Genomic DNA, 13930 nt, shown 5'->3' on the forward strand with positions numbered 1-13930 from the left:
TATATAAACTTATGTATGATATTACAAAAATTAACTTTCAAACTGATATTAATACAAATTATACTCTTATCCACAAAAAGTTCAATACCTATTTAAAGTTTGTTCATATTTGCCCTATTATAAACCCCTTCAAAATATAAAATAAATAATTGAAGAGGTTTATTTTTAATATATATTTTTTAAAAATTTAGCTTCCCGATGATGCTGAGGAAGCCGCTGCTGCACTTGCTGCTGCCGCTGAAGCCGCCGCTACTTGCATTGCTATTACAATGCTAAGCGAAGCATTGTTGGTTAAATTTTTAATATTTTCTTTTAATTTCTCTCCTAAATATTCTGAATGTTCAGAGGCAACAAGAGAAACTGCTATCATATTTCTTAAGTGACTTCCAAGACTAAAATTTCCAAAGCCTTTGGCATTTCTTATTTTTTCAGAAACTATACTTGCTTCTTCTCCAAAATCATCATAGTCATCACAAACAAAAGGTATGACTCCTAAAATAGGGAATGCATGTCCTTTTAAATTAACCCCTTTTTCTTTAAGACTTTTTCTCATCTTATAAGCCTTCTCACACTTCTCTTTAACTGGAAGATTTATAACTGCAAGCATGTTGCATAATCCTTGAAGATAATTTCCCTTTGAAAATCCTAACTTACTTAAAGTAGTATAGCACTCCTCCACATCCTCAAAAGTTTTTTCTAAATTATTTGAAGTTGTTGCTATTACAGCAGCTGAACATATATCTTCATATCCTGTTAAAAATCTATGACTTTTTTTCATATAATCATAGGCAGCCCTAGTATTTATAATAGCTTCACTAATCTTAATTCTTTCCCTAGCAGAATATATTATCTGTGCTGCTAATATTAAATATTCATTACTAAAAAATACTTCCTTTAACTCCTTGTAAATAACCATTATATCTTCTAATGCACCTTCCATATCAGGTTCTTGAGAAACGTTTACAGAAGTAGTAATTAAATTATTTCCTCTAAAATTTGAAAATAAAGAAGTATTTTTCTTTATTATTCTAATGGCTTCTTCAATCCTCTCTCTATCTGCATTTTTATTTTTAATTGTAAGATTTAAAGCATTGCATTTTTTAAAAATATTTGTTCCGAAACCAATTCCACTTACATTATCTAAAATCTCACTGTTATCAATAAGCAAATTGATCTTGCCATTACTGATTTCAACCATACTTTATTCCTCCTACAAGTTCTCTATGAACTTATTTAGTAAATCTATTGCCAAGCTCAAAGAAGTTTACTTCACTCTTTCTTAGTATCATTTTTATATTTATTATTTTAAATTGACTATAGAGTTAACTCTATTACTATTTTAATTTCCTTTTATAAATAGTTACCCTTTACTTAAATAATACCTTAATATATATTAGTGAACAATATTTTATTATTCAAAAATACTACATTTTTAGTTTTTATTTTAAATTTAAAAAAGCTTAATATAATAATAGACATTAAAAGTAAATTACTCATAATGTCTATTTACCAATTCAATTTTACTATGAAAACATATTATTTAAAGCTTAGAGAACAACTCATTTCCTTTACTTTTAAGTAGTATTAACTCTCCTATAATTACTAAAATGATGATCCCTAAATTAATTCCTAAAAATGTATTTATTCCAATATCAGATAATACCATAAATATTACCACAGGAATTCCTATACTTATAAAAGTAAATATTATATTTATAAATACACTAGCACTTTGTTTAACAACAGCAGTTGGTGATGACCATTCAAACTTAGGGAAATATAAATTTATGATTATTCCCATAGTTGCTGAAAGGAAACAATATAATACTGATATAACTAGATTCCAAAGTATATCAATAATTGAAAACTTAAGTCCTATAGCAAATAATATATTAGCTAATATAACTGCTGGCACCGTTATAGTTAAACAAAGCAAAATCTTACTTAGAAATATGCTATTTTCTCCTATTGGCAAAGATTTTGCAATCCATAAATTTTTACCTTCTAATGATATTGATGATGGTGTAGTTGAAGAAAGACCAATGAAAAACATCATAAGTCCCAATATTAAAAGTCCTATTCTACTGCTCATTCCTGGGAATCCTATAAGTGTAGCTATTGTATTTTTATCAACAAAGAAAATAGCAACTGCTCCTATAATCAGAAGAATCATTCCAAAGGCTGTGTTTAATACATAAATAGGAGTAGAAAAATACCCTCTTAGTTCTTTTAAATAAAGAGCTTTAAGTTGACTGTTACTCTTTAATTTAGAAACTTTAAAGTTTTCTTCCTTCTTAAAGCTTTCTCCAAGTCTTGAATTTATTTTATTAAATTGTTTACTAAATAAAAGCACAAATATTATAAAAGGTATTACTGATATACCTACAAATTTTAAGAACTCAAGTAAATCTCCATTTACAAGTCCTCTAGTTAAATATATTGAAGGAGGATAAGCCACTCCTAAGCTATCCATTATATTGTTACTATTTTCTGCTAATGATTTAAATAAGTCTTGCATTTTAAAAGAAAATAGGAAAACAACTAAAAATATTAAAGTACTTCCTAAAATGCTAATTAAATTCTTATATTTAAATTTTGATGCAAAGTAGGATATTATAAATGCTCCAATTGCTCCTATTATTATAGGAATTAATGGTAATAAGAATATAGAAATAACTATCATTAAAAAGAAAATTACAGGATTTCCCCCCATATTAATGAAATATATAATTGAAGGTGGTATAATTACACAAGCTGTAAATATCCAATTTAAAGATAATAAATCTATAAGCTTACTTGTAAAAATTACTTTATTGCTTATTGGTAAAGCCATTAACATATCAAAATCATTGGCTGAAAACAAAGTTCCTTGAGCCTTATATACTGAGGTGAAAAGTACAGCTAAAGCACTTCCTATAACTCCTAAAAGAAGTAAAAGCTCCATAGCTCCTATACTTTTAAGCATATCTGCTAAGAGTATAGAATATACAGATGAAATATATAAAAACACTATAGGAACTAATAAAACTATCCCTAACTTACTTAATGCCTTCCTTTTCTCATTTTTATCATCTCTTATAAAAAAGGCATTTAGTCCAAAATTATTTATAAAATTAATCCTTAAAAGTTTAAATAAGTTATTCATTGAAATCACCCTTATAAGTAAATTCCTTTCAATTTTATTATTCAATAAGTCCCATAAATATATCCTCTAGAGAACTATTCCCTATTACCTCTTCTGTTTTACCTTCTGCAACTATCTTTCCTTCTTTTATAATAGAGATTTTAGTACAAAGTTTTTCTGCCACTTCTAATACATGAGTTGAAAAGAAAATAGCATGTCCTTCATTACATAACTCCTTCATTATTTCCTTTAAAGTATGTGACGCCTTCGGATCTAGTCCAACAAAAGGTTCATCAAGTATTAAAAGCTTTGGTTTATGGATTAATGCAGAAATAACTGCTAGCTTTTGCTTCATTCCATGAGAATAAGAGCTTATTAACCCGCCTAAACTTTTTGTAAGGTCAAAAGCATCTCCATACTTTTTAATCATTTTCTCTCTTTCGTCTTTTCCAACTCCATAAATATCTGCAATAAAACTTAAATATTGTATTCCAGTTAGTGACTCATAAAGATCAGGATTATCTGGTATATACGCTATTTCTTTTTTATATTCAATAGGATTTTCTTTAATTGATAATCCATCCAAAGTTATTTCTCCTTCACTAAATTCTAATATACCAACTATTGATTTTATTGTGGTCGTTTTTCCTGCACCGTTATGACCAATAAAACCAAAAATATCACCTCTATTAACAACAAAGGATATATTATCAACAACCTTTTTACCTTCCTTATATGCCTTAGAAAAATTTTTAACACTTAGCATTCTTGACCCCTCCATGCCTCTTTATTAAAATTATCTTTTTCCATTTTGTATCCATAATTTTATTATATTAATTATAGTCCAACTATAACATAAAAAGCAATAGATTTATTATTTTTAATGAATTGCTTTTTATTTTATAAAACTATTAAAATTTCTCTCCCTTTAATACTTTTATATTCATTTAAAAGAAAAGAAATTTAAATATTCATATATTTAATTCTATCCCCTAAATATATCCTATTATTGTATATATTGTTGTATAATAAAAATATAAAGAACAATAAATTTTTTATTTTAAGAAGAAAATATAATAAAAGATTATGCAAATTATTTGTACTAAAAAATTTTAGTAAGTATCAAAATAATAAATACAACAATACTTTAAACACTTATAAATATTTATACGCATTAATAAATAGCAAAACATAAATTTTAATTTGTGCTTTATCTAGTTAATTAAAAGCTAACTAAATTTATTATAAGAGGTGTTGTTTTATGAAAATCTTTGAATCTAAAAAGTGTATAATTTTTGTCCTAGCCTACGTAATCTTTGGTTTATCTATGAGTGTATTCTTTGATTTTTTACTTTCTACCCATATTTATACCTTAAGCGTATTAAGTATATTTTTGGGCTTTATTATAATAGCCTCAATTTTTAAACTTGTTTTTTTAATACAAAAGAAAGAGCATATTTGAACATATAAGAGGATTCAACAAACTTTATATAATATAAATTTCAATAAAAAAGAGATTTTATAACTTTAGAATTAGTCATAAAATCTCTTTTTTTCCTTATGTATGAAAAATATTAAATAAACCTTAGTAAGAATAAACATCCTTAAAATTTAAAGAGTTCTTTTAATAGCTTGTCTAAAACCTTACTAAAAATCACCTTAAAGTATTTAACTATCTAATTTAATTAAGATAACTTCATTTCCCCATCTACAAGAATAATTTGTGATTGTTGAACTCTATTGATTCTTTTTATTGAAATCTTGCTTCTTTCAACTTCTTTAATTATTGGATATTTTCTAGCTAAAACATTGAAAGCATCTAACTCATCTAAACCTAGTACCATGGCAGATTTAAAAGGAATTATTTTATTATCATCAAAATTTAATATTACATTGAAAAGCTCCTTAGGAGTTGAAATTATTCTTTTATGTTCTGAAAGCAATCTACTTACTCCTGAAAAATCATTAGCTTGTATAAGTTCATTAAGTTTAATTTTTTGCTCATCTGAAAGAGTAACAACATAATCTAACATATTTTCTTCTTGTTTAATTGGCGTTGGTATTGGATTTAAAAGCTCTCCTTGCTCATCCACTTCCTTGTTTTCTTCATTTTCTACTTCTTCCTCATCATCTTTCATTCCAAAGGCTACAGCATCACTTTCATCAAAAGTAACGTTTTCTAAATTGCCCTCTTCATTTACAGCAACTTCTATAGCACTTTTTTCTTCTTCATTTTTGTTGAAAAAATTCATCTTTAAATCCTCCTAATTCTAAATTTTTATCCATTAATTTAGTAAAATTTTTGTTACCCTCTAAATTCCTGTCTAAGTTGTCTAGTAATCTATTATTTCTAGAACTAACTCCTTATAAACCATAGAGTTTTAAAGTTTTTTGCTATAAGATAAATGCTTAAGCTTATCTACTCTATTTTTCTCCATTTACATTATATCATCTTTCATATTATTTTTTCTCTAAAAAAGCATAAAAAAAGCAAGTAATTTTACTTGCCTTTTTCACCTTAAAATTTGTCTAATTTATATATGCCTAAATTTATTTCATATATTTAAACTTTAATCTTCTTTAAAAAACCAATAAGAGTTAAATCCTGAAATCTGAGTCATAGCACCCTTTGGAACCTGTTTTATGGTATTATAGACATTCATGAAATCTCCTACCCCCATAGTTAAACTTATAAAACCAAAGGTAAACAGAATTCCAGATATAAAGCTCATGTTATTTGGTATAAAAATCCATAATATAAGGGGGAAAAACCCAAATACTATATTTGGGAAAAGACTTAAAAATATAAATCTTTTCTTCGTTATGGCAGCAGTTGATGTAACTAAAGCTATCATTTGTTTAATTGAATACCACATCTCAACCTGTGCATCCTTTGGGAAAAAAATAGCATGTAAAAATTCATGTGGTAATATACTAAATGGTATTAAAATAATACCAAAAGGATTTATTACATCTCTTAGTCTAAAGAATCCACTGACTCTTATTCTAAGAAAAATAACTATTAGTAAAAATATTACAACCGGTATTAAAAACCTTCTGGTTTCCTTAGCTAATTCCTCAGCTGATTCTGGCTCTTCAAATCTTATAGCATTCTCAGGTAAATCACCTATTGGAAGATTTTCTAAGCCTTTAAACTTCCCTTTCCAAATTAATTTCAAAAAACTTAATCACTAATTTGATAAAACTTTAAAAATTAAATCATAAATTAAGCAAATTATCCTTACAACATACCCTAGCATTTCTTAAAATACATTAAATGTAAGATAACTAAAAGCTTAATATATTAGTGACTTTCACCTCCCCTTTTATTTTAACTATACTAGCTAAAGTATAATTTTCCCTTCTAAATTATACAAACTAAATTTATTTACTCAATTGTATTAAAGCTCTTAATTTATATCTTTACTTTTTTTATTAAACTTTCTTTTAATACTCATTTAAATTCAAAGTACACCCATATTAAAATTAAAATACAATCTAATACCTTTAAAGATCGATCACTACTTTGTATTGTAAATAATTTTTTATGATGAAATTGTTGGCATATAAATAAAACCTTATATATAATATAAGGTTTTTAAAGTAATTAATTCCCTATTAACCTTATTATACCATAAAGCTATGAATTTTTATTGTGGTAATTCATACCAATTGATTTTACCGGAATTAATACATAATTTAAATAGTTTTCTCAATATTAAAACACTTAAAAAAGCCCTATTTTAGAACTTTTTCAACAATTCTACCTAATGATAAAAAGAAGCAAAGCCTTCTTTTTAAAGAAATACAATCTCATTACATAAGTTCAAGTATCCAAATTAAAATTTGGACTTTCACTTACAATTTAACTTTAATATCAGTAAATACTTCTAGTTCGCTAGATATAATAATTTTTCCTCCATAAAGTTTAACTATTCTATTGGCTATTGATAAACCTAAGCCAAAGGAATTATTATTTACTCTTGATTTATCAACTTTATAAAATCTATTCATAACATTTTCTATATCTTCTTTAGGAATTCCCATACCATTATCTCTTATTAAAATACAGTTTTTACCATTTTTATTATATAAGGTAACCTGAACCTTAATCTCTTCCTTATCATTATATTTTATGGCATTATCAATAAATATTATTAAAAGTTGTTTTAAATGTTCTTCTAAAATCTTAACTTCTGCACCTTCTTCTATATTTAAAGTGTAAATAAGCCTCTCATTTAAAATTTTATAGTTTTCTAAGGTTTCACTTATTAATACTTCTGGGTTATATGGTTTTAAAGTTGATAAGTCCATTTGTTCCTTTTCAACTCTAGATAAAACAAGCATATCATTTACTATTTTCTTTAATCTATTAACCTCACTTAAACAAACATCTAGTGATTTATCTAATCTTTCCTTATCATTTTTTCCCCATCTTTTAAGCATATTTAAATGTCCCTGCAAGGCTGTTAAAGGTGTTTTCAACTCGTGAGAAGCATCTGAAACAAATCTCCTTTGTTCCTCAAAGTTCTCTTCAACTTCATCCATCATAGAGTTAAAAACCTTATTAGCCCTATCGAATTCATCATTTTTATCTGAAACATAAGCTCTTTCTCTAATTCCGTTTTTCTTTATTTCCACCATAGTATCTGTAAGCCTATTTAATCTTTTCAAGAATATCCTAGACACATAGACAGCACCTAATACACTAAGTATTATGGCTAAAATTACAATACCAATAAAACTATAAAAATAGCTTTCAATAAAGTCTTTAAAAATATTTATGTTCTTAACTATTTGTATTGTATATGTCTTCCCTTTAATAGTTATAGGACCACTTAAAACATCATATAGCTTAAAATCTCTAAACTCTGTTTTTATTTCAAACTCATTATCCTCTCTATGTAAATCAATTCCTTTAACTGAATCTCTTGTATATTTTTTATTTTCCTCTGAATCATAAATTCTTATTAAAGAATTATGATCTTTATGAGAAGATATTTTATCTAAATAATTTGTTAAACTCTCCTCTGAAATATTTATTTCCTCATCTTCAGCTAAAGCTACTATATTCTTATACTCATTTTTTAATAAGTCTTTTTCATAATCTCTACTAAAAAAAGCAAAGCTAATTAATTGCACTCCAGTATAAACAATCAAAATCACCATTATTATTGCTAATGATCCTAAGGTAAGTTCTTGAAAAATAGGTAATCTTTTTTTCATAAATTCCACCTTCTTAATTAATATAATTAATACGAAGCCCTTAAGACTTCATTATATATCCAACTGAACGCACAGTTTTTATGTATTTCTCCTTATCCTTAGGGTCTAGTTTTGTTCTTAAATATCTAATATACACATCTGTTACATTAGTTTCAGGCTCATAATCATAACCCCATATTTCATTTAGTATTTCATCTCTTGAAACTACCTTATCCTTATTTGAAATAAGTAACATCAAAAGCTCATACTCTTTATTAGTAAGTAGAATATCTTCTCCCTCTTTAGTTACAGTTCTAGATTCCTTATTTATAACAAGGTCCTTAAAACTTACTATCATGGATTCTTTCCTTTTTTCTCTTCTAAATATTACTTCTATTCTTGCTAGAAGCTCCTCTATAGCAAAAGGTTTAGCCAAATAGTCTTCAGCCCCTATTTGAAGTCCATTAACCTTGTCCATAACAGAGTCTTTTGCACTTAGCATTATTATTGGTGTATCCTTCTCTCTTTTTAATCTTCTACAGATCTCAAAACCATTCATATTAGGAAGCATTATATCTAAAATTACTAAGTCATAATTATTTTCTAAAGCTTTATTAAGACCTTCTCTACCATCACTTTCTACAGTCACCTCATACCCTTCATACTCAAGTTCCATCTTAACAAAATCTGATATATTTTCTTCATCTTCAACCATTAAAATTTTCTTCATATACTTTAACTCCTTTTCATCTTAAAAGGTTTTTTAGTAAAATCCTTATTATTTTATTACTACTTATTGCCTTATTTAAACTTTATACCTCCTATCATATAAGTTTAAACTTAGCTATGTTTTAAACCAGTATTGATTTTTAGCTAGCTCCTCATATCAACTTTAATTCCCAAAGCATTGCTCATTAGGATAATCCTACAGTTCTATGTAAAAATCAACATTCATCTAAAACAGACCTTTAAACTTTAATGTAAAAAAATAGTGAGTATATAACTCACTATAATTTTATCATTTTACATTAAAGCTACCAAGTTTAACTGTTTTAATAGCAAATATTTTTATTTTCAACTGTGCTCTAAACAACATTAAGATTTTAGTTAGAACATAACTCACACTTAATTACTTTGTGATTGTGTATCTTGTGACGGTTCATTATTATTTTCTACTACTCCATTTCCTTCATTTGAATTATTATTTATGCTATTTTCATTGTTATTTCTATCTATGTTATTATAATGTTCTTTTCTATGGCCATTTTTATCATGATGGTCACGAAAGTCATCATCTTCATGATCAATGTCTACTATAGCACCTGAAGCTGCGTCAACGGTTATTTTTTTAAGCATATTGTCCTTGTCTTTTATTTGAAAATCATATTCAAAAGTTCCATCTTCTAAGTCCATATCCTTTTTAACCTTAACAATTTCTCCAGGAATTTGTTTTAAAGCAACCTCTTCACATTGTCCTTGTGTATATTTAATATTTGATTGCATTCTATTATAAAGGAAAGCTCCACCAGCAGCTGAAACACCAACTCCTCCTAAAGCCACTACTGTTCCTGCTATTATTATCTTCTTCCTATATTTTCTTAATATCTCATTTACTTTTAATAAAACATTTTTCATTTCTAAATTCCTCCCTCATTTCTCTTGAATTAATAATATAATAGATTCTTATTATCATCATGAATATAAAATTAGATATAGATTAAAATTTTTTAATTTTCCTTATTTACTACTATCTACTAAACTCAAAACATATATATAAATATAATCATTAAAACTCATACTCTTTTAAGGGTTCTCACCTATAAAATCTCCTTCTTTTTAAGAGAACCCTATTTTTAATAAATTTATTCCTTAACATATTTAATTTTGGTTTGATAATAAGAAAGGGGGATGTGGTGAGAGCTTAAAATTATTTCAAGCTCCACATATGTATTATGAGTATTAAAATTTATCCTATTGAAAGCTTTAAGGACTTAGATCTATTTTGGAATATGTTTCATGATTATATAAATCATATTTTTGAAATAACTCCAAACTTCAAAAAGGCTTTTGAATATTTTCTCTCTGAAGAATATAAAGATGCCCTTATAAAGCTTTCTGAAAGAGATTTTAATCCATTAAGAATCGTATTTTTTAAAGATGAAGAAAAAATACTAGGTTTTGCAACTTATATTATTCACGTTGATCAGTGTGGCAAATCTATTATTTTGGAATATTGTATAAATAAAGAGTTTAGAAAAAAAGGCTTAGGTAGACTATCCTATACTAAACTTCAAGAAATAATGGTAAAAGAAGGTGCTAAAACTATTGAACTTACTCCTACGAACAAGAGAAATGAGGCCTTTTGGAAAATTAATGGTTTCTCAGATAGTACGATTTTCTACGAAGATGGAAGGCGTCTATTGAAAAAAGAGTTAACTCCAATACTAAATACCTAAAATATCTAAATAATAAATATATTTTTTATTTAAATTGTATAAGAATTCTTAACTGTGTCTATAATCTTTACTAAGGGTGTCAAAAAAGAATATATTAGTATTATTTTAAGTTAGGTAGGTTGTTGTTATGATTAAAGAACTAATACTATATTTACTATTAATATTATTATTTTGCATCTTTATATATCTGTTTTTTAGAGAATTAAAAGAAATTATCACCTTTCAAAAAAACATATTTACTAAAGACTCTAAAGAAATCTATGAAAAGGAATCTATTATGAGTCAAAAAGAGTATAAGTTTTTAATAACTAAATATATTTGTTTATTCTTATACTTAGGATTCTTAATTTCATATGTCCTTAATTTTTTAGGTATTTTTAATGTCTTTGAAAATTCTACTATGATTTTCAAAGACTCTAATAATTCAGGTTTTATATTTTTATTTGCATTAATAATATGCAAATATATTATAGAACCAAGATTTAAATAGTTTATATACCAAATATAAATAAGTGTGTAGCTAAAATAACAATGATGCTCTCCTCTCTAAATGCTTTCATTATACAAATGGCTACACACTACCTTAAAAAGCTAAAAACATGGATTTTATCCATTTTACATAATTACATAAGGTTTATGATAGCATAAGCAAATTAAATAAGATAAAAAACTAACGATTATATCTTTTATAAGTAAAATACTCCTTTTATTAATCAGTACATAATAAAGCCTATTTTACTTTTAAAATGAATTACTAAGGTAAAAACATAATAAACAAAAGACTCCTATAGATTAACCCTAAAATCTCCTTTAAACTAATCTAAATCTTAATCAAAAGAAGAAATAGAGCATAAACCTACATATTTAACTTAGGTCTTGCTTTATAAATTAAGATTAAAATAAGAGAAAGTACCCTCTTTCTCTTATTTTTTGTCTAAAAAAATAAGAAGAAGCCTAAACCTCTTCTCTTTTGTATATCTTACCTTAGAAAAAATATATCTTTATTATTATACTCTTTGTTGCAAACAGTTTTTAAGATCATCTTCTGGAGTGCTTATTGGTTTAATATCAAAGTTATCAACTAAATACTGAAGCACATTTGGTGACAAAAAGGCTGGCAAGGATGGTCCTAAATAAATTCCCTTTATTCCAAGTGCTAACAATGCTAATAAATCCGCTACTGCCTTTTGTTCATACCATGAAAGAATTATACTAAGAGGTAAGGCATTAACATTAGTATCAAAAGCATCAGCCAAAGCTATTGCTATTTTAACTGCTGAATATACATCATTACATTGACCTATATCAAGTAATCTAGGAAGTCCTGCTACTTCTCCAAATTCCAACTTATTAAACCTATATTTTCCACAGGCAAGAGTTAGAATTATACAATCCTTAGGAACCTCTTTAGCAAAGTCTGTATAATAATTCCTTCCTGGTCTTGCTCCATCACATCCACCTATTACAAAGAAATGCTTTATCTTTCCATCATTAACAGCTGAAATGATTTCTTCGGCATGACTTAATGTTGCCTTATGGCCAAAGCCAACTAGAATTTCTTTACATTCTTCATCCTCATCATACCCTCCAAGTTCAATAGCTTGATTTATTATTTCTGAAAAATCTTTATATCCATCTTCATCAGCTTCTATGTATTTTATTCCTTCCCATCCTACTACGCTGGTACTATATATTCTATCCTTATAACTTTCTCTAGGTTGCATTAAACAGTTTGTTGTCATTAAAATACATCCTGGAATATTATCAAACTCTTTTTGTTGATTTTGCCAAGCTGAACCAAAGTTTCCTGCTAAATGCTTATATTTTTTAAGACCTTCATACCCATGAGCTGGCAGCATCTCTCCATGAGTATATATATTAACTCCCATACCTTCACTTTGTTCTAATAACATTTCTAAATCTCTCAAATCATGACCTGAAATTATGATAAAAGGTCCTTTTTTAAGAGTTATGTTTACCTTATGAGGTGTTGGATGATTATATTTACTTGTATTTGCATCATCTAATAGCTTCACAACTGCAATTGCTGCATTTCCAGTTTTCATAGTTAATGCTATTAAATCATCTACAGTTAATTTATCATTAGTTGTGGCTTCTAAAGCTATGAAATAAAAGTTATCCACCTCTTTATCACGAAAATTTATAAATCTAGCTTGATGTCCATAAGCTGATATTCCTTTTAATCCATATAAAATTGTTGATCTTAAGGATCTTATATCTTGATCTAAACTATCATCATACATTATTCCTGCTTTAACAGCATCATTTAACATTTCTTCCTTCGTTTCACTTAAATTATATGTAGCATGGTCTGGATAATCACCTTCTGGTGCCTTCTCTCTAAGTTCTTCTTTTATTCTTTGAGATTCTAAGAGAAGTTTAACATGAGCTTCTGGATCGAAGTTTACGTTAGTAAGAGTTGTGAAAAGACCATTTTCAACCAATTTAACTACCTCTTCATCAATATCTTCTCCCTTATCAAGAAGAGCCTTTGCATAGCAAGATATACCTTTTAGTTGATAAATAATCAAATCTTGAAGATTAGCTATTTCAGGAGTTTTGCCGCAGACCCCCATCTTAGTACACCCTTTTCCTCCCATTGTTTGTTCACACTGATAACAAAACATTAATGAATCTTTCAAAATAATTCCTCCTTAAAATAATATTTGCCTTAATCTAATTAATACTTATCTCCTTAACAATCTAAGTTAAACCATAAATTATTAAAAACAGTAAAATAGATAAATTTTAAAAATTAACTTTAAAAAATCTTAATATAAATCTTTCCTATATACTTATAATTTTTATATCTTTAAAATAAAAATTGAAAACTTTATTTATTTATTTATTTATTATTATGCGAAATAAAGTCAAACTTAATTCAAGTTTACAGGAATATTCTATTAAATTTTAATAAAACCTTTTATACCAATACACTATACTTATTTTTTAATTTTTAAAACTTAAATTTTCTCTATAAACCACTAAAAGGCTTTAATTTCTAATTAAAGCCTTTTAACACAGAAAACACTTTCATAATATAAAGTTATTAAAATAATAAGTCTTTAATCTATTCACCAAAATTGTAAATTATCATATTAATAATTATATAGGCTTATACATA

The 13930-nt window shown here is 26.4% G+C and carries 10 protein-coding genes; 1 reads left to right on the forward strand and 9 read right to left on the reverse strand.

Annotated elements, in window-relative coordinates:
- Positions 1-187 precede the first annotated feature (187 nt).
- The 8 genes from OIF33_RS07495 to OIF33_RS07530 form a co-directional block, all read right to left on the reverse strand.
- Positions 188-1198 (reverse strand): DUF4003 family protein, encoded by a 1011-nt coding sequence (locus OIF33_RS07495; protein ID WP_322503609.1) that lies wholly within the window; start codon positions 1196-1198, stop codon positions 188-190.
- A 342-nt stretch (positions 1199-1540) separates the two neighbouring features.
- Positions 1541-3145, reverse strand: a complete 1605-nt coding sequence (locus tag OIF33_RS07500; protein ID WP_322503610.1) for a putative ABC transporter permease subunit — start codon at positions 3143-3145, stop codon at positions 1541-1543.
- A 37-nt stretch (positions 3146-3182) separates the two neighbouring features.
- On the reverse strand, positions 3183-3890 hold the full coding sequence (locus OIF33_RS07505) for an ABC transporter ATP-binding protein (RefSeq protein ID WP_322503611.1): 708 nt from the start codon (positions 3888-3890) through the stop codon (positions 3183-3185).
- Positions 3891-4809: 919 nt separating this feature from the next.
- Positions 4810-5376 (reverse strand): hypothetical protein, encoded by a 567-nt coding sequence (locus tag OIF33_RS07510; RefSeq protein WP_322503612.1) that lies wholly within the window; start codon positions 5374-5376, stop codon positions 4810-4812.
- 318 nt (positions 5377-5694) lie between these two features.
- On the reverse strand, positions 5695-6303 hold the full coding sequence (locus tag OIF33_RS07515) for a DUF3267 domain-containing protein (RefSeq protein ID WP_322503613.1): 609 nt from the start codon (positions 6301-6303) through the stop codon (positions 5695-5697).
- A gap of 679 nt (positions 6304-6982) precedes the next feature.
- Positions 6983-8350: a HAMP domain-containing sensor histidine kinase gene (locus tag OIF33_RS07520; RefSeq protein ID WP_322503614.1), complete on the reverse strand. Its 1368-nt coding sequence runs from the start codon at positions 8348-8350 to the stop codon at positions 6983-6985.
- Between the two features lie 40 nt (positions 8351-8390).
- The gene (locus OIF33_RS07525; protein ID WP_322503615.1) at positions 8391-9059 is read right to left on the reverse strand and encodes a response regulator transcription factor; all 669 of its coding nucleotides are present in this window, start codon (positions 9057-9059) and stop codon (positions 8391-8393) included.
- 395 nt (positions 9060-9454) lie between these two features.
- The gene (locus tag OIF33_RS07530) at positions 9455-9964 is read right to left on the reverse strand and encodes a PepSY domain-containing protein (RefSeq protein WP_322503616.1); all 510 of its coding nucleotides are present in this window, start codon (positions 9962-9964) and stop codon (positions 9455-9457) included.
- 317 nt (positions 9965-10281) lie between these two features.
- Here OIF33_RS07530 and OIF33_RS07535 point away from each other — a divergent pair, with 317 nt between their 5' ends.
- Positions 10282-10785, forward strand: a complete 504-nt coding sequence (locus OIF33_RS07535; protein ID WP_322503617.1) for a GNAT family N-acetyltransferase — start codon at positions 10282-10284, stop codon at positions 10783-10785.
- Positions 10786-11792: 1007 nt separating this feature from the next.
- On the opposite strand, the gene hcp is transcribed toward OIF33_RS07535, so the two are convergent.
- A complete protein-coding gene (hcp, locus tag OIF33_RS07540) occupies positions 11793-13433 on the reverse strand; it encodes a hydroxylamine reductase (RefSeq protein WP_322503829.1) in 1641 nt (546 codons plus the stop codon).
- Between the last annotated feature and the right edge of the window lie 497 nt (positions 13434-13930).

This window comes from Clostridium sp. LIBA-8841, from assembly GCF_034439435.1.
Taxonomy (GTDB): domain Bacteria; phylum Bacillota; class Clostridia; order Clostridiales; family Clostridiaceae; genus Sarcina.

Coding starts and splice junctions, on each gene's coding strand:
- OIF33_RS07495 (WP_322503609.1), bottom strand. CDS start 1,198: ATGGTTGAAATCAGTAATGGCAAGATCAATTTGCTTATTGATAACAGT.
- OIF33_RS07520 (WP_322503614.1), bottom strand. CDS start 8,350: ATGAAAAAAAGATTACCTATTTTTCAAGAACTTACCTTAGGATCATTA.
- hcp (WP_322503829.1), bottom strand. CDS start 13,433: ATGTTTTGTTATCAGTGTGAACAAACAATGGGAGGAAAAGGGTGTACT.
- OIF33_RS07525 (WP_322503615.1), bottom strand. CDS start 9,059: ATGAAGAAAATTTTAATGGTTGAAGATGAAGAAAATATATCAGATTTT.
- OIF33_RS07535 (WP_322503617.1), top strand. CDS start 10,282: ATGAGTATTAAAATTTATCCTATTGAAAGCTTTAAGGACTTAGATCTA.
- OIF33_RS07530 (WP_322503616.1), bottom strand. CDS start 9,964: ATGAAAAATGTTTTATTAAAAGTAAATGAGATATTAAGAAAATATAGG.
- OIF33_RS07505 (WP_322503611.1), bottom strand. CDS start 3,890: ATGCTAAGTGTTAAAAATTTTTCTAAGGCATATAAGGAAGGTAAAAAG.
- OIF33_RS07500 (WP_322503610.1), bottom strand. CDS start 3,145: ATGAATAACTTATTTAAACTTTTAAGGATTAATTTTATAAATAATTTT.
- OIF33_RS07510 (WP_322503612.1), bottom strand. CDS start 5,376: ATGAATTTTTTCAACAAAAATGAAGAAGAAAAAAGTGCTATAGAAGTT.